Below are 21,579 nucleotides of genomic sequence, written 5' to 3' on the forward strand. Positions count from 1 at the left end.
ATCTACTTTTATACAACTAAATCATAAAATATTAATCCCTAAAGTTTTTGTTGATTTTTGATATATAAAATCAATCTTAGATTATGGTAAGAATGTATTTTTTAACATTTTTCGTTTTATTAGGATGTCTTTTCAATGCACAGGCTCCTTGTTCAGATTTTAATGATCCCAATAATCCTCCGGGATTGTGGACTCCGGCTCCCTATCCCAACGGGCAAGTAGGTGTTTCCAGCGGTAGCCCCAACCCTTTAGATGGAACCCAGTATATTATATTGGATGATAAATCTGGCGGTTCATGGTATATCAATCCTTCAGATTTTAAAAGTTTGGGGCAACGATTTTTAGGACAATGCCTTTATTTTGATTTTTATCTTGAAAAAGACGGTGGTTATGGTGCGCCGATTCATCCTACCATCCACATTATGGCAGGAAGCCAAATTATTTCTTTTGTAGCGAATATTACCGTAACCCCAAACAGTGGCTGGGTACGAGTACGTGCACCTATCGCCAATTGTGTAGGCGGTGTTCTGCCCAGTAACTCTGAAGGAACCTGGACGATGCCTGCCGGCATGACGTGTGCAGATTTCAATAATGTTATGAATAATTCTACCGCGGTAATGGTATCTCCAGATTATACATCAAGCCCAAGCGAAAGAGTGTATTATGATAATATCTGTGTAAAATCTTGTGATGGCTGTACGGCAGATTTCAAACTTGAAACTTCATTCAATACAACATCCGGTGCATCTACTGCCAACCTTACATTGCTTAACCCTATCCTTGTTTCTACCCCTGGAAATCCTGGAAGTACATATGCGGTAAACTGGGGTGACGGAACTGCTACACAACCTTACATCATATCTACTTTATCTCACAATTATGCTAATCCGGGAACGTATACGGTATGTGTAACTGAGTCTAGAGAGAAAAAAGTAATATGCATGAAATGTTTTACTTTCTGCTACACAAAAGACCGCCTGGCTACAAAAAATGATGCTACCCTTGATCTAAAATCACCTGTTCCGCAGCTAGAAGCAATTTCCAAAACAGAATTGAGCCAAGCCGAACAAAAAGACGTTTTTCTGGTTCCTAATCCTGCTAAAAGTTTTGTAGAAATACAAACTACCCTTTCTAAAAAAGAAATCTTATCTGTAAGAGTAATGGATGTTTCCGGAAAAGTAGTGCTTGAAAAATCTGAAAACCTTGATAGCGGCCGACAAAGTATTAAGCTAAATACCGAAAACCTGATCCAAGGAAATTATATTGTTGAAATAAAATCAAACGGAAAAACCAGTTCTCAAAAACTGATTATCTCTAAATAGATCAACACAATATTACAATAATGAAGACTATCCTGATATGGATAGTCTTTTTTTATGGATGATCTACCCTGTATAATGTAAAAATTCAAATCCAAAACCAATCCCTTGCTGGTTATTATTTTTTTCTTATATTAGAGAGAAGTAAATTAAGCTCTCCTCTATTTACTTCTTTGAAAATAGTATAACCCATTGCCATTTTAGGCATTGGAGGAAAGTATTGGCCACGCCAAACCTCTTCACAGACAGATTTTTCTAATTTAATAATTAGTTCATAATACTTTTTACAACATCACAAAAAACCAATCATCATGATGATTAACATAAAAAAACAACATTTAAAATCTCAATTATGAAAAAAACATTATTTATTCTTTCAATTTTTATAACGGCTCATGTATTCGCCCAGAACTCCGCTCCTTCCTCACATCTAACTGCTAATGATACAGGATCAGGAGATATACTTGTGCGAACAGTAAGATCTACAATCACCGCAAAAGCAACGTATTATTCTACCATGCAATGGAATGCCGGTGCAGAAGGTGGTGGCTATTGCGGATTTCAAGACTCACCGGACAAAGGGAAACTTTTCATCTTCTCTATCTGGGATCCTAGCAATCATCAACCTATTACAGCAGCCTACGAAGGACCAGGCACTATTGTAGAAAACTTTGGTGGTGAAGGAACAGGATTAAAATCTTATAATGAAGACATTAAATGGGACCTCAATGAATGGAATACGGTGATTACCCGATCTTGGGATGTCAATAATCACACCTATTTTGGTTTTTGGATATACAGAGATCATAAAAATAAATGGTACCATATGGTAACGATGGATTATCCTGTTGCCAATGTCCGTTTCAATGGAAAAACAAACTCCTTTCTGGAAGACTGGCTAGACAAAGGGGCTAAAACCAGAAGATTTGAAATAAAAAATGGATTTAAAAGATTAGTTAATGGAACATGGGAACCAATGGCTCAAGCTAATTATAGACGTAATGTAGAACCTAGATCTTCAAACTATACCAATGCTGTAGATGCCGGAATAGTTAATGGAGCTTTTTTTATGCAAAGTGGTGGAAATACAACTCCTAGTTTTACGGGAAACCCTCCTCTAACCCTCAGTCTTCCTGCAAGTGAAGTACTTTCAACGCCTAACACTCTTTTTCCTGATTTAAATTTCACCATTCAATCTTTATCAAAAAACAATATATCATGGAAAGTAGCTACATCCTCAATTCCTCAGTTTAAGTACACGATAAAAATTAACAATTCAATTGTAGCTTCCGAAGTAAATCCACAAAAAACAAGTGTCTCAATTTCTGCAAACAAGCGCGACAAAGTAGAATTAATTTTAGAAGATATTCTAGGCAGAATTGTCTCTAAAACAAAAACCATAAATTCATCGTGCAAAAGTGAGGATATTCAGACATTAAAAGCTGAAACATTTACCTTAAGTCCTAATCCTACAAAGGAATATGTAGACGTACATTCCTCCAGTCTTTCCCAAAAAGAAGCTGTGACTGTAAAACTCACCAACTCCGTAGGAAGAACACTTATTGAAAAATCAGGGAACCTAGACAGCAATCAAAATATAAGAATCAATACCGAAAATCTTCTCCCGGGAGCGTATATCGTTGAACTGAAATCTAACCAAAATATAAGTTCGAAAAAATTATTAATCTCAAAATAATCCATTCAATTTTAAAACTAAACGACTATCGAAATGCTGTCGTTTAGTTTATTATTTTGTTAGAATCTGTTTTTCAATACAACAAAAAACTTTCCGCATTAAAAAAAGCCATTATAATCTTGGAACTTTTCTACTATTTTTTGAAAAAATAAAGTAAATTCGATTTTCCTTAAAAATTTCATTCAATGATACAACTTCCTCTTTCTAAACTTTCCGATGTAGGAACCACCATTTTTAGCCAGATGACCCAATTGGCCAACGAAAATGAAGCTATTAATCTATCACAAGGGTTTCCGGATTTCATGCCTGATCTTGAGTTATTGAATCATGTAGATCACTTCATTAAAAAAGGGTTTAACCAGTATGCTCCTTTGGGCGGAATGATCGGTTTAAAGGAAGAGATCGCAAGAAAAATAGAAAACAGCCATCAGGCAACTTATCATCCGGATTCAGAAATTACAGTTACAGCAGGCGGAACTCAGGCTATCTTTACCGCCATTGCAACGTTCATTAAAAAAGGTGATGAAGTCATTATCTTTGAACCTGCTTATGATTGCTATGAACCTACGGTAGAACTTTTCGGGGGAATTGTGAAACGGTTTGAAATGAAAGCACCTGATTATGAAATCGACTGGAATGCAGTGAAAGGATTGGTGAGTGAAAAAACAAAAATGATCATTCTTAACAATCCGAATAATCCGTCTGGAAAGATTTTAAAGGAAAATGATATTCGGGAACTGATCTCTATTGTAAAAGATACTTCAATATTGATTCTAAGTGATGAAGTGTATGAAAATATTGTCTTCGATGGAAAACAACATTTAAGCATCAGTAAATATCCTGAGCTAAAAGAAAGAAGTCTTTTGGTAGCCTCTTTCGGAAAACTTTTCCATGTTACAGGCTGGAAAGTTGGGTATTGTGCGGCGCCTAAGGCTTTAACTGATGAATTCAGGAAGGTGCATCAGTTCAATGTTTTCTGTGTGAACACTCCGATTCAGCTGGCTTTGGCTGAATACATGAAAAATGATGATCATTACAATCATCTGAATCAATTCTTTCAGGAAAAAAGAGATTTTATAAGACAAGGTTTAGCCAATACCTCTTTTGAGTTACTGGATTGTGAAGGAACGTATTTCCAGGCGTTGAAATATGATAAAATTTCAGATAAAAACGATTTTGATTTTGCCAGTGAACTAACTATTACTCATAAAGTAGCCAGCGTTCCTTTTTCATCTTTCTATAAAAATAAACTGAATGAAAATGTAATACGCCTTTGTTTTGCTAAAAAACAGGAAACTCTGGAAAGGGCGATTGAAAATTTGTCGAAAATATAATTCATTTTAAAATCTCTCGGAGATGTAGCGGATCAAGCAGATGATTGTATCCAAAATCTGCGTTATTTTACATCTCCGAGAGAAAAAAGAGAGCTTCAAGTGAGGCTCTCTTATTTTATTAAATGTTATAAAAACATTCCTCCAGAAGCTTCAATTCTTTGTCCATTAATCCAACGCGCATCTTCTGTACACAAGAAAGCCACTACTCCACCGATATCATCCGGCAAACCAGCTCTTCCTAATGCTGTAATGCTTGAAATAATATCATTCATCTGTTTATCATCTCTCGTTCTACCACCTCCAAAATCAGTTTCTATAGCGCCTGGAGCTACAACATTGGCTTTGATTTTTCTTGAGCCCAATTCTTTCGCCATGTATTTTGTCAACATTTCAACTCCAGCTTTTATAGATCCGTACACAGAAGATCCCGGCAATGCAAACCTTGCTAATCCCGAAGAAACATTTACAATTCCTCCTCCATCATTAATAAAAGGCAACAACTTTTGAGTCAGGAAAAACACTCCTTTGAAATGAATGTCTACCATATCATCCAACTGATCTTCTGTAACTTCTGCAATGGGTGCATATAAAGCTGTTCCCGCGTTATTGATCAAAAAATCAATGTTTCGGCTTCCTGTATTTTCTTCCAAATGATCACCAACTGTTTTTATAAAAGCATCAAAACTTTTAATATCTTTTGTATCTAATTGATAAGCAATTGCTTTTCTACCTAATGCCTGAATTTCTTCCACTACTTTATCTGCTTCCTCCTTATTGCTTCGGTACGTAATGATGACATCAAGACCTTTCTGAGCGATTTTAAGTGCTGAGTTTTTTCCTAATCCACGGCTTCCACCGGTTACTAATGCGATTTTTGTTTGAGTATCCATTTTTTTCATTATTTTAATGAGACAAAGTTGCGGTATTTTATGATCGATGTATTTGCTTGAATCAATCTGATATTTGCAAAATTCAAATCACGAACGAAATTCTAACGGCGTAACAGTCGTTTTCCTTTTAAAGAAGTTTGAAAAATGAGCGATCTCTTCAAATCCCAGTGCATAAGATATTTCTGAGACATTCCATTTTGTTTGTTTTAATAATATTTTTGCTTCCTGAATCATTCGGTCTGCAATAAATTCAGTTGTAGTTTTCCCGGTATTCTCTTTTAATTTCTTGTTTAAATAGTTCACATGCACCGCTAACCTGTCAGCATAATCTTTTGCCGTTTTAAGTTGTAATCTTTGCTCATTAGATTCTATGGGAAATTGTCTTTCAAGCAGTTCTATAAACAAAGTAACCACTCTTAATGAGGCGTCACTGGAAGTAGACAGCTTTGTAGCCGGCTGTAATTTTTGACCATAATGAATAAGCTCTACGACATAATTTCTAATGAGATCATATTTGAATAGGTAATCTGAAGCAATTTCTTTTTTAATCTTGGTGAAAAGCTGCTCAATCTCGTTGGCCAATTCATCATCGATTTCAAATAAAGGAATATTTCCGGGCTGAAAAATTGGTAAATCTTCAAGAGAGCTTCTGGAATTATTTTTAATGAAAAAATCTTCCGTAAAAACACAAAAACTACCTGACTGGTCGGGATCTTCAGGAACCCAGTGATAAGGAACTTTTGGAGTAGCAAACAGCAGAGCATTATTTTTGATCTGAATAACTTTATCTGCATATTCTGCCCTATTTCTTCCTCGGATAAGGCTGATTTTGTAATACTTTCTTCTGTTATAAGGCATCTCAGAAGTTATCTTTATTTTCTCAATAGTCTGAGCAATATCAAAGACGTTAAAGTGCCCAATATCTTTGTGAAGACCTTTAGGAAAGATACTTTCGAGGTCCTTTCCCAATTTAGCCGTCATCTCTTTATAGAAGTCTTCCAAAGAAGCATGTGCGATTTTTTCCATGATCTATGATTTGTACAATTCAAATATATGAAGTTTTATAGACTTAAGACTTGCCTATTTTTTTCTGTTTTAAATAATTTTTCTTCATTAAGTGATTTACTATGAAATATTTATTACTTTAGCTTACATCAAATTAATAACGTGTTTACTATGAAAAATCAAAATTTAATCAACGGAAAAAAATTAACCAACAGCCAATTACGCACCATAACAGGAGGATTAATTGATTGTTTAAACGGAAATTGCCCATCAATTGATGGCTGCCCTCCAAGTGAATCAGGATGTGTAATGATTTCTAAATACTGTGGACAACCCCAATGTAGACCTAAATAAATTTAGCAATGCATAATGAATATACCGCCCAAAACTGGCGGTATTTTTTATGTTTAAATATAATTCTAATTAAATTTATCTAGCAAATGTGATTTATTAATAATAATTTTTCATAACTTCGTTTTAACTAACTCACTAAAAATCAAATACTATGAAAAGTCAACATTTAATCAATGGAAAGAAATTAAATAAAAACCAATTAAGAACTATTAAAGGAGGTTTACTAAATTGCATGGAGCCTGTCTTATGTACTACTAATCCTTGCGAACCATCTCCCTATCCTAATGGCTGTACAACGATTTCAATATCTTGTGCACAAAAAATATGTCGCCCGGAAATATTACCGTAGTTAAAATATTATATTTTCAAAATGAATACCGCTTTTTTTGAGCGGTATTTTTATTTTAAGAAACTGTGCCACCAATTAATTTAAAAATCCATTTTCCATTTTTATATTCGGCAGAATAATCGTTTGTAGAACCGCTTCCCCATGTATAAATATAAAACCGTTTAGGGTCTTTTTCATGTTTTTTAATCTTTGAAATTCCATGATGAAAAACATTAGTTACTTTTATATAATTTGTTTGCTTATTTTTTTCGTCCGAAGCAAATAGAATTCTATAATCAGGATTTACTTGATGAAAATAATCGCAATCAGTTTCAAAAACTTCAAAATAATAATGCATGTTTTTGAAATCAGGGGCTCCTGCATATTCAGGCAATAACCTCTGATAAAGTTCACTAAATTTATTTTTTTCAGATCTAAACATAGGATTAGTATCATCAAAATCATTAACCCCATCTCCATCTGTATCCTTATTTTTTGGATTAAGACCAAAACTTTTTTCAAAAATATCATTAAAACCATCTTTATCAGAATCTTTCAAAAGATCTTTAAGATTTATTTTAAATAACTTCCCATCTTCAATAGCAGAATAATCATCATATCCAGGAAGTCCGGCGACTTTTACAATTTTCACAAGACTCCCTTCAATCTGAAAAAATCCATCTTTTACAATAGGCTTATCTTGAATCTTATTAAAATAATAATGACTAAAACTTAATCCTAAAAAATACGCGAAAGGTTGATTATTTTTAATTTCCAAAAGCCAATAGCCTAATCCATTTCTTCCTAAAGCATATTTTATATTTCCATCGTTTGTTTTAAATGAATATTCAAATTGTCCGAAAAAATATTGATCAAAATCAGCAAATATTACTTTCTGATCTTTCCAACGTTTTTCATTTGCTTCAAGATTGTAAACTTTAGTTCTATATTCTGAACTGTCTTGTTTGAAGTCTCTGAATTTCTTCAAATTAATAATTTCAAGATAATCAGGTTTTTCTTCAAGAATCTGTTTTACGGTATAGGGTTTTTCTTCAACATAGCTAGACTTCTCTTCACCTTTAGTGAAACATCTCTCTTCTAAGCTTTTCGTACATGAAAAAAATAATGTAAAAACAAAAAAATATAAAAACTTCATAGTTAAAAGGTTTTTCGATGGAATGCAAAAAACGCTCCCAAAATACATTGGAAGCGTTTTTCATTTATAACTAACTTTAATATTCTCTCTAATTATACGTTGAATCTGAAGTGCATAATGTCTCCGTCTTTCACAATATATTCTTTACCTTCCACAGAAAGCTTTCCTGCTTCTTTAATTTTAACTTCAGAACCATACGTCATATAATCATCATATTTGATAACTTCAGCACGGATAAATCCTTTTTCGAAGTCTGTGTGAATTACTCCGGCAGCTTGAGGAGCAGTCCATCCTTGTCCGATTGTCCAAGCTCTTACTTCTTTTACTCCCGCCGTGAAATACGTCTGAAGTTTTAATAGATCATATGCTTTTCTGATCAAACGGTTTACACCAGGCTCAGTAAGTCCAAGCTCATCAAGGAAAATCTCTCTTTCTTCAAAAGTCTCTAATTCGTTGATGTCTGCTTCAATTTGTGCTGCCAACACAACAACTTCAGCCCCTTCATTTTTAGCCATTTCCTCGATCTTAGCGATCCATTCGTTTCCGTTTTTGATAGAATTTTCATCTACATTACAAACGTACAATACAGGCTTGTTTGTTAAAAGCTGAACATCATCAATAATTGATTTTGCAAAATCATCCATAGGAAACTCTCTTGCATTTTTACCGTCTTCGATAAATTTCTCAAGCTTTTGAAGCGTTTCGTATGTTAAAATATCATCTTTCTTTCCAGACTTGATGAATTTTTTAGCTTTTTCAACTGCTTTTGCTACCACTTCAAGGTCTTTCAACTGAAGTTCGATATCAATAATTTCTTTGTCTCTTAAAGGATCTACTGAACCTTCAACGTGAATGATATTTCCATTCTCAAAACATCTCAATACATGAACAATCGCTTCACATTCGCGAATATTTGCCAAGAACTGGTTTCCTAACCCTTCTCCTTTGCTCGCTCCTTTTACAAGACCGGCAATATCTACAATCTCCACAACTGCAGGTAAAACTCTCTCAGGCTTTACTAATTTTTCCAACTCAAACAATCTGTGATCCGGTACTGAAACAGTTCCCAAATTCGGTTCAATTGTACAAAAAGGATAGTTTGCTGATTGAGCTTTTGCGTTGCTTAAACAGTTAAAAAGAGTTGATTTACCAACATTCGGTAAGCCTACGATTCCACATTTCATATATTCTTAGCTTTTAGCAAATAGCTTTTGACTTATTGCTCGTTAAAGGTGTGCAAAGATAGTGATTTTAACATGAGTTTCATAATAAAAAAATCTGCCAATTTTTTGACAGATTTGTAATGCATTTTATTTATCTAAATTGCTTTTAAGGATTCGCTCCCGTAGCTTCCTGAGCTAAAGGTACGTCGTTGGGTGTATTGAGTAATGCTTTATCTAAAGTGAATAAAGACTCATCGGTAGCCCTGTCTCCACCGGCAATTTTTAATTTATCTATTAAACTTGATGCTAAAGTTTCCTCTTCTATTTGTTCCTGTACAAACCACTGCATGAAATTCCATGTTGCCCAGTCTTTTTCTTCTAACGCCATATTTACGATATTGTAAATAGCTGTTGTATTATCAACCTCATGTTTAAAAACACCATCAAAACAAGCGGTTAAAGAATCCGGGTCTTGTGGCGGTGCAGGAATAGCATCTACTTTCGGTTTTCCGCCTCTGTTCAATACATATTCCATGAATTTAATGGAGTGGTTTCTTTCTTCCTGTGAATGTCTGTAAAGAAAGTTGGCAATTCCCTGATAGCCTTTATCATCTGCCCAAATTCCATACGATAGAAAAATGTGAGAAGCATGAATTTCTTTATTCATTTGATTGCTTAATGCTTTTTCGATATTCTCGGAAAGTCTTTTAGTATTCATAATGTATATTTTTGTGTGATATCATTACTGATGCAAAAATGAGTCCGATAAGATTATTAATTTTAATTAAAACAAATGAAATGCATTTATAATAAACTGAAATTCATTATTTTAAATTAATAATTTATAGTTATTCTAAAATATAAAAATCGATATTACATCGATGAACATCTTCAAGAATACAAACCTCTCCAATAAAGTTTATGCAACTAACCCATAGTTCATGATTTTAGATTGATTATTATTGAGGGAAATGCGATTATTAGAATTATTCATATTTTAGAATCTTATTAACCAAATAAAAATTATTATCATGAAAAATGTAAAAAAATTAGACAGAAATGAGTTAAAAAACATTTCAGGAGGAATCGGACTGCTTGATCCGGTATGCAGGCTTATTTGTACGCTGGCAGGATCAGGACTTATTAACCTCACGCAGGTTCAGATCTTGTTATGCCCAGATTTAGACTGTTCAAATTTGTAAAGTATGCTGCAAAACAAAACCAGCTCTCTCGAACTGGTTTTGTTTAGTGTTTTTTTGATAAACAGTATATGTTTACTGTGAATCCCATCAAAATGCTTTGAATTTTCATCAATCTTCCAAAGAAGGAGAATTTTGAGATTGGGAATTCTCTACTTGATCTTTTTCGCCATGTAATCACTTTCATTTCCTAATCTGTCGATTGCTTTAATAGCAATGGCATTTAATGTTTTACCATTTTTATTTTTAGGAATATCTTTTGAAAGGGTATCTAATGTTAAAATTTCAGTTTCCCACACTCCATTATACTGAGTGAAAACGACCCATTGGAAAACATCCTTTATATTTTTATTGCTCCAGCTTGTTTGGATAGAACTTCCGTTATCATTGGTAAATAAGGTCGGAGTTTGTAACGGGACCGTTTTTATCCACGGACTTTTAGGAATCAATGCCTTTTCTTTATAAGGTCCGTTTTTCAACGTTGGCAGCATGCTTGAATTCTTCGTCAAACCTGCAATACTCCAATGAACTTCCCCAGCATCTGCACCTAAAATCTGTCTTGATAATTCGATTTGATCTTTAATTTCTGTCGGGCGGTCTGAAGATTTTATTTCAACGGTATTCAATCCCGGCCATAAATGGCGGTTCATTGTATTTTCTGATTTCCACCAGTTCAATAACGAACCGAAGGGCTGACCTTTTGATTCGATAGGCCAATACAATTGTGGCGAGAAATAGTCTACCCAGCCTTTATTCAGCCATAATTTAGCATCAGCATACAATTCGTCATATTGAGAAGAACCAACGATTCCTTCAGGGTATCCGGGCTTCCAAATTCCAAACGGACTGATCCCGAATCTTACATAATTTTTTTCAGCATGAATTTCTTTGTAGATACGCTCTACAAATTTATTTACATTATCTCTTCTCCAATCTGCTCTGGACAGGTTTCCTCCACTGCTTACATAGGCATTCCAAGTCGCATTATCAGGGAAATCTGCTCCTTTATTATAAGTAGCATAAGGATAGAAATAATCATCAAAATGTACCGCGTCGATATCATATCTTTTTACAATATCTTTCACCACATTAGAAACGTGACCTTGCGTTTTCGGATTGGCAGGATCAAACCAATACATTCCATTTTTTAACCTAACAACAATGTCTGACAATTTATTTGCCATTGATAAACTGTTTGGCGAACCACCGTTTGTATGATGCGCTCTATAAGGGTTTAACCAAACGTGAAGCTCCAATCCTCTTTTGTGCGCTTCATCAATCCAAAATTGTAACGGATCATAATTAGGATAAGGAGCCGTTCCTGTCTCTCCGGTTAAGAAATACGACCAAGGTTCCAAACTACTTGTATATAAAGCATCTGCAGAAGGTCTAACCTGGAAAATTACTGCATTGAAGTTATTATCTTTCAACATATCCAGCATACTGATCGCTTCCTGTTTTTGCTGATCTACTGATAAGTTATTTCTTGAAGGCCAGTTGATATTCGCAACACTCGCGATCCAAACCCCACGGAATTCTCTATTAATAGCCGGAAGATTTACTTTGAAAATTTCTTCTGTAGGTAAAGCTGTAACAGGCTTTGTGGTTGCTACCGGTATATTGGGTTTTGATATATTATTGTCTGGCTTTGTTGTACTTTTTGTTGGTGTTGGTCTAACGCCCGTAGTACGAACGGTTTTCGCACTGCTACACGAAGCAAGAGCGCCCAAAAATATAATAAGTTTTAAATTATTCATTCTCATAGCTTGCAAAACTACATTAAATTATTTTTTTATTCCTTAAAGATTATCTTGCCAAAATAAGCATTTTAACGTTGGGTTATAGAAAAAAAGCCTCGAAAATTCGAGGCTTTGATTGATATAGAAAAAGCTGATTATGCTTTTCCTGATCTTTCCATTCTTTTTCTTTCTTCTTCAGAAAGGATTTTCTTTCTCATACGGATGAAGTTTGGAGTTACCTCGATTGCTTCATCACCTTGGATATATTCCATACATTCTTCAAGAGAGAATAGGATTTTTGGAGCAACGCCCGTATCTTTATCTTTCCCTGAAGCACGCATGTTGTTCAATTGTTTTGCTTCAACGATGTTGATTACTAAGTCACCCGGCTTGTTTTGTTCACCGATGATCATACCTGAATAGATCTCCTCACCCGGATCAACATAAAACTTACCTCTATCTTGTAATTTCGCGATAGAATATTCTGTAGCCGGACCTTGAGTCTTACTTACCAATACTCCATTACTTCTTCCAGGAATAGCACCTTTGAAAGGCTTATATTCTGTGAAACGGTGTGCCATAATAGCCTCACCAGCAGTTGCAGTTAACATTTGAGAACGCAATCCGATCAAACCTCTTGAAGGAATTTCGAATTCCATGTGTTGCATCTCCCCTTTAGTTTCCATAACGTGAAGGTCACCTTTTCTCTGTGTAGCTAAGTCGATAACTCTAGACGCATACTCGTCCGGAACGTCTACTACCAAAGATTCATAAGGCTCACATTTTTCTCCGTCAATTTCTCTCAAGATAACCTGTGGCTGACCAATTGTCATTTCATATCCTTCTCTTCTCATTGTTTCAATTAAAACTGACAAGTGAAGAATACCTCTACCGAAAACTAGGAATGTGTTTGCATCTGCAGTTTGTTCAACTCTTAATGCTAAGTTTTTCTCTAATTCTTTAGTTAATCTTTCTTTTAGGTGATTAGAAGTTACATACTTTCCATCTTTTCCAAAGAAAGGTGAATTGTTGATAGAGAACGTCATGTTCAACGTAGGCTCATCAATAGAAGTTCTTGGCAATGGTTCAGGATTTTCAAGATCTACGAAAGAATCACCGATTTGGAAAGCGTCAAAACCTACAACAGCACAGATATCTCCAGCTTTTACTTCTGTAACTTTCTTCTTACCTAATCCTTCAAAAACGTAAAGTTCTTTTACTTTTCCTTTCAATACTTTACCGTCTGCCTGAGCTAAACCGATCCACTGAGATTCTTTGATCTCTCCTCTGATTACTTTTCCGATAGCAATTCTTCCTAAGAAAGAAGAAAAGTCTAAAGAAACGATCTGCATCTGTAAGTTTCCTTCTTCAACTTTCGGTTCTGGAACATATTCTAAGATACCATCTAATAATGGGAAAATATCTTCTGTTTTTTCTAATGAAGAGTTGAACCAACCTTCTTTTGAAGAACCGTAGAACGTTGGGAAATCCAACTGCGCTTCAGTAGCTTCAAGAGCAAAGAATAGATCAAATACTTTATCATGAACTTCGTCAGGACGACAGTTTGGTTTATCAACTTTATTGATAACAACCAATGGTCTTAATCCTAATTCTAATGCTTTCTGAAGTACGAATCTTGTTTGTGGCATTGGACCTTCAAAGGCATCCACCAACAAAATAACTCCATCAGCCATTTTTAAAACTCTCTCTACTTCCCCACCAAAATCGGCGTGACCGGGAGTATCGATTACGTTAATTTTAACGTCTTTATAAGTAACAGAAATATTTTTAGATAAAATGGTAATCCCTCTTTCTCTTTCAAGATCGTTATTATCCATTATTAATTCTCCACTGTCCTGATTTTCTCGGAAAATGTTTGTAGCATGAATAATCTTGTCCACCAAAGTCGTCTTACCGTGGTCAACGTGTGCGATAATCGCAATATTTCTAATGTTTTGCATGAATGATTTTTACGGGTGCAAAAATAGTGTTTTTTAATTAAATAATTAGTAAGATTATGTATTATTTAACAATTTAATAATGAACACGTTATTGTTTAAGCCCTAAAACGTAAACAAAATAAGGACGTTATCTCAAAATGATTATTCGAATAAATAATCCTTGTAATAGGCCTCGTAGCTTTTCTTTAAATAAGTTTTAATACGTCAAGTTCTGGCGTTGTCAGCCCGTATTTTTGTTTTAATAATTCTTGCAAGGTTATTTTAATAATTAACATCAAAAACAAAATTTATGATTACAAAACATATTCAAGATCCAAAAACAGGCGAAATGATAAGTTTAATTCCCGTGACTCATTGGTATAAGGGAACTTTAATGGAAGATTCCTTCTGTGATGAAATTATTTATTTCAAAGGAAAGCCCGAAGATTCTGATAGGTATTACAAAAGATATATTGAAGATCACATTAATGTAAAATGGTTTGGGGCAATGGGCGATGGAGGCGACGCTACGGCAAATATACAGCAAGCTTTTAATTATCTAATTGATCTTAGAAATTACAGACATATTTCAAAACCTTCTTATGATCTTTGCTGCTTTATCCCTGATGGAAAATATAAAATTGAAAACACTTTATTGTTTCCAACATCTTGTACTTTAAAAGGAGAATCAACAAATGGCACCGTATTATTTACAAACAGAAATGATATTTCCATTCTTTTCCCTTCAGAAAAAGGAGATGTATTTAATAATCGTCATAATAGGCTTGAGAGTGATCCGTACACTAATATCGGTGAAGAGTTTACTACCATATCAGATTTAACGCTTGCAGGCCCTCATTATCTCATTAATCCTTATGTAGAAAAAGGAGCCCTAGGCACAAATAACAGCGGTGTATTAATTAAAGATACAACCAAAATAAATTTAAAAAATTTATTTATCGAAGGATTTGAAACAAGTGCAATATATTCACACAAAAGTTATTACATTAACATTGATTGCTGTACTTTATTTAATAACCAGATAGGATTACTGGCAGATGGAACCAGTACAACAATATATGTTTCAAACACAACCGTTAGATTAAACGCAGTGGGGTTACTCTTACAAGATTCTTTTGCCTGCAATTTTACAAACACTATTATAGAAAGTAATGATGCGAACTATTTGAGAACAATAGACTTTAACAAATCCGCATACAATTCCAGAGATATTGGTGTAATTCTGAAAAATTGCCAAAACATTAACTTTTCAGCGTGTTATTTTGAAAATAATCTTGTAACAACAATATTAGACTCCTCTCATGAAAACACCTTCACAAATTGTTATTTCTGTCCTGACAACGGCCCTCTTGAAGCAGGCAAAATACAAAGTTATTTAGTTTGGTTCTATGGCAATAATGCTTCTGATAATAAATTTATAAATAATGACTATATAAGTTCCAAAGAAGAGTTGTATCGTTCACATAAGTTCTTTACTCAATTCAGAAGCACTTCCACAGGAAATGTTTTTGAACTAACAACTAAACAACAGTTAGACCGATTTATTTCTCAAAATCAGGATGAATTTACCGAGTACACAAACAATAATTGGAAAGCCAATGCTCCAAAGTTTTTCTGTAGCGGATCTAATGAACAATTTATAGACGTAGAAAGAAGATATATTACCGATAAAACATTTGGATCATCTTCAGAACGCCCTGTAAATAATCTTTATGGCGGACAACATTATTTTGACTCTACCTTAGGAAAGCCTATTTATTGGCAAGGAGCAAAATGGGTAAAATCTGACGGAACTGATGCTTAATTAAAAAGTAATAGCCTTATCAATTGATGAGGCTATTATTGTATTATATATTTTCCAAAAAAGTAAATGATTACAATCTGAATTAGCACAACCAATCCAAACTTCAACAGAAAAGACTGCTTCGACACTTTATGCCTGAAAACCAACATTGCAAACACAGAACCAATGGTTCCGCCCAAAAATGTAGTGAACAACAACGTGTTTTCAGAAATTCTTCTTTGGTGTCTGATTGCCTTTCTTTTGTCTAATCCAAAAACAATAAAACTGAGAAGATTGATGATTAATAATAAATAAAGCATTCCAACAAATCTAACATAAAAAAGAATAATTCAACTTGTTTAAACTTTTTTTTAACCGCAAAAGTGACAAAAGATTAACACATTAGTCACTTTAAGTTGAGCATTAAGTTACAAATAAGAGCGCATAAGTTTTTAAAAATCTTTGCATATTGAGCGGAGTCGAAATATTATTCTTTTGTAGACTTTTGCTTACTCAGTAACCAATCCTTAATAAATCAACGATAGCTTTTGATTCTTTTGCGGTTAAATTTTTAATTCGTTTAAACAGGTTCATAAAAAAACATTCTTTATTCATCATCTCATCAAGACAAAGTTTTTAAATTTGTACAATAAAAACAAAATCAATGACTGTAGAGGATTTGGCAGGAAGTTATTCTATTGAAGGCAGCAATCAGGAGGAATCTGATCAACCTTCTTACCATGGTGTATTAACTTTATCCATCGATGAAAACAACCGTATTATTGCACAATGGATTATCGGTGATCACATACAAAACGGCACAGGGTTTTATAAAGATCAAATTTTAGTTCTCAACTTTAATTATGAAGGGGATGACCAAGAAATCTATAAAGGGGTTGCAGTGTACCGTTGTTTAAGCAAGGATCTACTAGATGGTTTTTGGTCTGAGAAACATGGTAATCCTTTGTATTTGGGGAGTGAGTATTGTGTAAGGATAAAGAATTCACAGTTTTTAAATTAGCATATAAAAAAGTTTCAATACATCTTTTTTCGAAGTTATGATATTCAATATTCTTACATTATAAAACAAAAAAGCTGCTTCCAAAGAAAGCAGCTCTATAGATTATTTAAAAACCTATTAATTATTTTTTAGCTTTTACATCAACAGCAATTTCGATGTCTTTGCTGATCATCCATTCTGCAGGATCTGCTTCAGAAGTTCCGAATTTAATTCCCCAATCTGATCTGTTTACGGTAAATTTAGCCTGAATAGAAGCTGAATTGTCCGTAACATCCACTTTTGCAGGGAAAGTTACATTCACTGTTTTTCCTGATAACGTAAGGTTTCCACTTACCGTTTTATTCGCTCCAGCGATAGCATCTTTAGGTGCATCTTTTAAATCTACAACACTTGTAATTTTAAAATCAGAAGTAGGATTTTTTGCTACATCAAAGAAATCAGCACTTTTTAAGTGCGTTTCTAAGTCTGCCGGTTTTTTATCTTTTTCCGTTACCGAAGCTGGATCTACTTTAATTGAAGCCATGTCAATAACAAAGCTACCTGCAGAAAGCTGTCCTCCCTCAATGTTTAACTCACCAGACTTCACATTAGTAGTCCCCCAACGTGGTGCAAAACCTCCTTTGTGGAACGCTTTCCAGTTAACCACAGAAGTTGCTACATCCACAGGTAAAACTTCACCTTTTCCTTCTGCAACAGTTTTTTCAGTTGCAGTTGCAGCCGTATCTGCTGATTTTTCTTTGTTACATGATGTTGCTAATAAACCTACAGCAACCAATGCAATGACACTAAGTTTTTTCATATTATTAAATTGTAAAAAATTATTATTCGTTTTATTAAGATCTATCAAATTATGAATAAATAGGTCAACTCATATATTTTGATGGGTCAAAAATAGAAAAAACACCTTTTCATCCTCTTACCATACATCAAGAAATGAAAAAAGAGCCTTTCTTATCATAATTAAATCAAATATAGTAAATCTCAAAATTTAAATCGAGGGCAAAAATCCCTATTTTAGCACTTTAATTTTACAGAATGACAAATATTGAATTCATCCAAAAGATTGTAAATGCCCCTGAAAAAAGTATCAGTGCAACGCTTGAGTTACTCGCCGAAGACTGTACGATTCCTTTTATATCGCGTTACAGAAAAGACAGAACAGGAAATTTGGATGAAGTACAGATAGAACAAATTTCAAAAATCAGTAAACAGTTTGAAGAAATTGTAAAGCGAAAAGAAACGATTTTAAAATCTGTTGAAGAACAAAACGCCTTAACACCAGAGTTTAAGCAAAGAATAGAAGAAAGTTTCGATATTCAGGAGCTTGAAGATCTCTATTTACCTTTCAAAAAACGTAAGAAAACAAAAGCAGATGCTGCCAAAGAAAAAGGGCTGGAACCTTTAGCTCGGATTATTATGAGCCAGAAAAGTAATGATCTTATATTTTTGGCTTCAAAGTATCTCAATGAAAACATTGCATCCGAAGAAGAAGCCCTTCAGGGAGCAAGAGATATCATGGCAGAATGGATCAACGAAAACATGTACGTTCGTAAAAATCTCCGTAGGTTATTTCAGCGTAAAGCCTTGATTACTTCTAAAGTTGTTAAAGCCAAAAAAGATGAAGAAGGTGCACAAAAGTTTTCTCAATATTTTGAATGGGATGAGCCTTTATATAAAACTCCATCTCACAGGCTGCTTGCCATGTTAAGAGCAGAATCGGAAGGCTTTGTAAAAACAAATGTTGGCGTTGATAAAGAAGAAGCAATCGATTTTATTGAAAATGCGATCATTAAGTCCAATAATGAAAGTTCAGATCAAATTGTATTAGCCATAAAAGACAGTTATAAAAGACTATTGGAACCCGCAATTTCTAACGAAACCTTACAGGAAGCCAAAGAAAAAGCAGATAAAAAAGCCATTGAAATTTTTGCTGAAAATCTAAGTCAGTTATTATTGGCGCCGCCTTTAGGCGAAAAAAGAATTCTGGCCATTGATCCGGGATATAAAAGCGGCTGTAAAATCGTGTGTATCGACGAAAAAGGAGACTTACTCCACAACGAGACCATCTATCCTCACGCTCCACAAAACGAGTCAGGAATGGCGATGAAAAAGATCCGTTCCATGGTCAATGCATATAACATTGAAGCCATCTCTATCGGAAATGGTACTGCAAGTCGTGAAACTGAGTTCTTCATCAAAAAAATAGCATTTGATAAACCTTTGCAGGTTTTTGTAGTTTCGGAGGCCGGAGCATCGGTTTATTCTGCAAGTAAAATTGCAAGAGATGAATTTCCAAGTTATGATGTAACCGTTCGTGGTGCGGTTTCTATTGGAAGAAGATTAGCAGATCCGTTGGCTGAATTGGTTAAAATTGATGCTAAATCGATCGGAGTTGGTCAATATCAGCATGATGTAGATCAAACTCAGTTAAAAAATGAATTGGATTCTACTGTTATGAGATGCGTTAACTCGGTCGGAATCAATCTCAATACAGCAAGTAAATCATTGTTAAGTTATGTTTCCGGAATCGGAGAAAAGATGGCGGAAAACATTGTGAATTACCGCGCGGAAAACGGAGCTTTTGAAGACAGAAAACAATTGAAAAAAGTTCCTCGTTTGGGTGAAAAAGCCTATCAACAGGCCGCAGCGTTTATTAGAATTACGCATGGTAAAAATCCGTTGGATAATTCTGCTGTACATCCTGAAGCCTATAAAATTGTTGAAAAAATGGCAAAAGATCTTGGTATTAAAACCGATGAATTAATTGCCAATAAAGAGAAAATAGCCTCCATACAACCTGAAAAATACACCACTGATGATATAGGAATTTTAGGCATAAAAGATATTTTAAAAGAACTTGTAAAACCAGGTTTGGATCCTAGAAAAGCTGCGAAAGTTTTTGAATTCGATCCTAGTGTAAAAAAGATGACCGATTTGAAGATCGGAATGATTCTTCCCGGGATTGTTAATAATATTACCGCTTTCGGATGTTTTGTAGATCTTGGAATTAAAGAAAGTGGACTGGTTCATATTTCTCAGTTAAAAGAAGGTTTTGTTTCTGACGTAAATGAGATCGTAAAACTACACCAACACGTTCAGGTGAGAGTCACAGAAGTGGATGAAGCAAGAAAAAGAATTCAGTTGAGTATGATTTTATAAATTGTCCTTTGAAAAGACTCTTCAATACTATACATCAAACTAAATAACAATACATTTTGAACAAAAAAAATTTAATTTTCGATTTAGACGGAACTCTCTGGGATCCCAGAGCCACAATCATCAAAATCTGGAATGAGGTTTTAGGTGAACATCAACTGATAAAAAGGGAATTGAAGCCCGAAGATATGGACCAATATATGGGGCTGTTATTTGATGATATTTTAAAGGATATCATTCCCGGAATTTCAGATCAGCAAGTGCAGGATATTCTCTTGGAAATTGTACAGAAAGAAAATAAGATATTGCATACTCATGGCGGTATTCTGTATGAAGGAGTTGCAGAAACCCTAACGAATTTGGCAAAAACGCACAACCTTTTCATTGTAAGCAACTGCCAGGATGGATATATTGAAGCATTTTTAGAATACTATCAATTTAATCATCTATTTACAGATATTGAATCTCATGGCCGCACTAAAAAACCGAAAGCTGAGAATATAAAGCTGATTATGGAAAGAAATCATGTAAGCCTTGAAAACTCAGTGTATATTGGAGATACTCAGACAGATTATGATTCTGCGAAAGCAAATGAATTATCATTTATTTTCTGTGAATATGGCTTTGGAACATTGAATATTCCAGAATACAAACCTTCTGTTTCAAAATTTTCAGATCTGGAATTTTGTATTTAATATACAAGTCATAAAACAGCTATATTAACTTTATCAATGAGATAGTAAGCCACAACAAAAACCACCTATAAAAAAGCAAGAGCAGCTATGTTCTTGCTTTTGTTTTTTTTAAAAAAATTGAAATTTATAGATACAGTCAACATTCTTTAGGTAAACTCCATTGATAGTTTCTAAAAAACATCTAATTTTGAGTATCTAAAAGAAAAGCCATTTGAAAATATCTGAACTCAAAAAGCGAAAAACAGTCCGCCGAGCGACCCGAAATTTTGATTGGGAAGGGAATCGTATCTATAATGAATTTGAATATGATTTGCCCTATCAGACCATTTACAAAGGAAGCGAAAGAGAACGATTATTTGCAAAAATTATTGATACGCTGCCTTTCTTTCTCATCTTTTTCTTTGTATTTCATAAAATAGCGATTATAAGCATTTTACTTTCTATAGCATGTGTAATTATTGTTGGTGCTGTAAGTGAATCTTTCTTTGGAACAACACTCGGAAAGAAAATATTCAACATAAAGGTTATTGATGATGAAGGAAACTATCCTGGCTTTTTGAAATCATTAGTAAGAAATATTTTATGTCTGGCTAATTTCAATCCTGAGTTTTCAGAATGTGTTTTCAATACGGTTGCAATGGGAAAACGAACAGCCACACGAGTGAATTTCAGTATGCATTTAAATAATCAAATCTGTAAAACCCATATTGTGAAAGAAAACACAATAGATGAAATTAGAAGTTTACTCAACCAAGAACAGTCTAAATGAAAAATTAAACC

19 protein-coding genes are annotated in these 21,579 nt (G+C 34.2%); 10 read left to right on the forward strand and 9 right to left on the reverse strand.

The window, feature by feature from the left end; genetic code table 11:
* Nucleotides 1-92 precede the first annotated feature (92 nt).
* From AMQ68_RS03940 to AMQ68_RS03950, 3 genes are all read left to right on the forward strand, one after another.
* Nucleotides 93-1,322: a T9SS type A sorting domain-containing protein gene (locus AMQ68_RS03940; RefSeq protein WP_160317959.1), complete on the forward strand. Its 1,230-nt coding sequence runs from the start codon at nt 93-95 to the stop codon at nt 1,320-1,322.
* A 349-nt stretch (nt 1,323-1,671) separates the two neighbouring features.
* Nucleotides 1,672-3,015 carry a DUF3472 domain-containing protein gene (locus tag AMQ68_RS03945; protein WP_054509295.1) on the forward strand — a complete coding sequence of 448 codons (1,344 nt, stop codon included), beginning with the start codon at nt 1,672-1,674 and terminating at the stop codon, nt 3,013-3,015.
* A 185-nt stretch (nt 3,016-3,200) separates the two neighbouring features.
* Nucleotides 3,201-4,349, forward strand: a complete 1,149-nt coding sequence (locus AMQ68_RS03950) for a methionine aminotransferase (protein ID WP_054509296.1) — start codon at nt 3,201-3,203, stop codon at nt 4,347-4,349.
* Between the two features lie 125 nt (nt 4,350-4,474).
* Here the strand turns inward: AMQ68_RS03950 and AMQ68_RS03955 are convergent, their stop codons facing one another.
* On the reverse strand, nt 4,475-5,239 hold the full coding sequence (locus AMQ68_RS03955; protein WP_054510016.1) for an SDR family NAD(P)-dependent oxidoreductase: 765 nt from the start codon (nt 5,237-5,239) through the stop codon (nt 4,475-4,477).
* A gap of 87 nt (nt 5,240-5,326) precedes the next feature.
* Nucleotides 5,327-6,265, reverse strand: a complete 939-nt coding sequence (locus AMQ68_RS03960; protein ID WP_054509297.1) for an AraC family transcriptional regulator — start codon at nt 6,263-6,265, stop codon at nt 5,327-5,329.
* A gap of 150 nt (nt 6,266-6,415) precedes the next feature.
* Between AMQ68_RS03960 and AMQ68_RS03965 the strand changes: the two genes are divergently transcribed.
* Entirely contained in the window at nt 6,416-6,598 is a 183-nt protein-coding gene (locus AMQ68_RS03965) for a hypothetical protein (protein ID WP_054509298.1), read from the forward strand.
* Between the two features lie 404 nt (nt 6,599-7,002).
* Here AMQ68_RS03965 and AMQ68_RS03970 read toward each other — a convergent pair whose 3' ends face one another.
* The 3 genes from AMQ68_RS03970 to AMQ68_RS03980 all read right to left on the reverse strand — a co-directional run bounded on the left by AMQ68_RS03970 (nt 7,003) and on the right by AMQ68_RS03980 (nt 9,963).
* A complete protein-coding gene (locus tag AMQ68_RS03970; protein WP_054509299.1) occupies nt 7,003-8,082 on the reverse strand; it encodes a hypothetical protein in 1,080 nt (359 codons plus the stop codon).
* 92 nt (nt 8,083-8,174) lie between these two features.
* Nucleotides 8,175-9,266, reverse strand: coding sequence for a redox-regulated ATPase YchF (gene ychF, locus AMQ68_RS03975; protein WP_054509300.1), 1,092 nt, complete (start codon nt 9,264-9,266; stop codon nt 8,175-8,177).
* 145 nt (nt 9,267-9,411) lie between these two features.
* Nucleotides 9,412-9,963 (reverse strand): ferritin, encoded by a 552-nt coding sequence (locus AMQ68_RS03980; protein ID WP_054509301.1) that lies wholly within the window; start codon nt 9,961-9,963, stop codon nt 9,412-9,414.
* A gap of 313 nt (nt 9,964-10,276) precedes the next feature.
* Between AMQ68_RS03980 and AMQ68_RS25245 the strand changes: the two genes are divergently transcribed.
* A complete protein-coding gene (locus AMQ68_RS25245) occupies nt 10,277-10,447 on the forward strand; it encodes a hypothetical protein (RefSeq protein WP_160317960.1) in 171 nt (56 codons plus the stop codon).
* A 149-nt stretch (nt 10,448-10,596) separates the two neighbouring features.
* On the opposite strand, the gene AMQ68_RS03985 is transcribed toward AMQ68_RS25245, so the two are convergent.
* Together AMQ68_RS03985 and typA are read right to left on the reverse strand one after the other, a co-directional pair.
* On the reverse strand, nt 10,597-12,201 hold the full coding sequence (locus AMQ68_RS03985; protein WP_369678601.1) for a glycoside hydrolase family 10 protein: 1,605 nt from the start codon (nt 12,199-12,201) through the stop codon (nt 10,597-10,599).
* A 137-nt stretch (nt 12,202-12,338) separates the two neighbouring features.
* A complete protein-coding gene (typA, locus tag AMQ68_RS03990) occupies nt 12,339-14,144 on the reverse strand; it encodes a translational GTPase TypA (protein ID WP_054509303.1) in 1,806 nt (601 codons plus the stop codon).
* Between the two features lie 289 nt (nt 14,145-14,433).
* On the opposite strand from typA, the gene AMQ68_RS03995 reads away from it, so the two are divergent.
* Nucleotides 14,434-15,948, forward strand: coding sequence for a right-handed parallel beta-helix repeat-containing protein (locus AMQ68_RS03995; RefSeq protein WP_054509304.1), 1,515 nt, complete (start codon nt 14,434-14,436; stop codon nt 15,946-15,948).
* 35 nt (nt 15,949-15,983) lie between these two features.
* On the opposite strand, the gene AMQ68_RS04000 is transcribed toward AMQ68_RS03995, so the two are convergent.
* Entirely contained in the window at nt 15,984-16,247 is a 264-nt protein-coding gene (locus tag AMQ68_RS04000) for a DUF1294 domain-containing protein (protein WP_054509305.1), read from the reverse strand.
* Nucleotides 16,248-16,591: 344 nt separating this feature from the next.
* On the opposite strand from AMQ68_RS04000, the gene AMQ68_RS04005 reads away from it, so the two are divergent.
* The gene (locus AMQ68_RS04005; RefSeq protein WP_054509306.1) at nt 16,592-16,948 is read left to right on the forward strand and encodes a hypothetical protein; all 357 of its coding nucleotides are present in this window, start codon (nt 16,592-16,594) and stop codon (nt 16,946-16,948) included.
* A 121-nt stretch (nt 16,949-17,069) separates the two neighbouring features.
* Here the strand turns inward: AMQ68_RS04005 and AMQ68_RS04010 are convergent, their stop codons facing one another.
* Nucleotides 17,070-17,747 carry a YceI family protein gene (locus AMQ68_RS04010; protein ID WP_054509307.1) on the reverse strand — a complete coding sequence of 226 codons (678 nt, stop codon included), beginning with the start codon at nt 17,745-17,747 and terminating at the stop codon, nt 17,070-17,072.
* 236 nt (nt 17,748-17,983) lie between these two features.
* On the opposite strand from AMQ68_RS04010, the gene AMQ68_RS04015 reads away from it, so the two are divergent.
* The 3 genes from AMQ68_RS04015 (at nt 17,984) to AMQ68_RS04025 (ending at nt 21,568) form a co-directional block, all read left to right on the forward strand.
* Entirely contained in the window at nt 17,984-20,107 is a 2,124-nt protein-coding gene (locus AMQ68_RS04015) for a Tex family protein (RefSeq protein WP_054509308.1), read from the forward strand.
* Nucleotides 20,108-20,163: 56 nt separating this feature from the next.
* Nucleotides 20,164-20,799, forward strand: a complete 636-nt coding sequence (locus AMQ68_RS04020; RefSeq protein ID WP_054509309.1) for an HAD family hydrolase — start codon at nt 20,164-20,166, stop codon at nt 20,797-20,799.
* Between the two features lie 211 nt (nt 20,800-21,010).
* The gene (locus AMQ68_RS04025; RefSeq protein ID WP_054509310.1) at nt 21,011-21,568 is read left to right on the forward strand and encodes an RDD family protein; all 558 of its coding nucleotides are present in this window, start codon (nt 21,011-21,013) and stop codon (nt 21,566-21,568) included.
* The last annotated feature ends 11 nt before the right edge of the window (nt 21,569-21,579 follow it).

It is taken from the genome of Chryseobacterium sp. ERMR1:04, assembly GCF_001297705.1.
GTDB lineage: Bacteria > Bacteroidota > Bacteroidia > Flavobacteriales > Weeksellaceae > Chryseobacterium.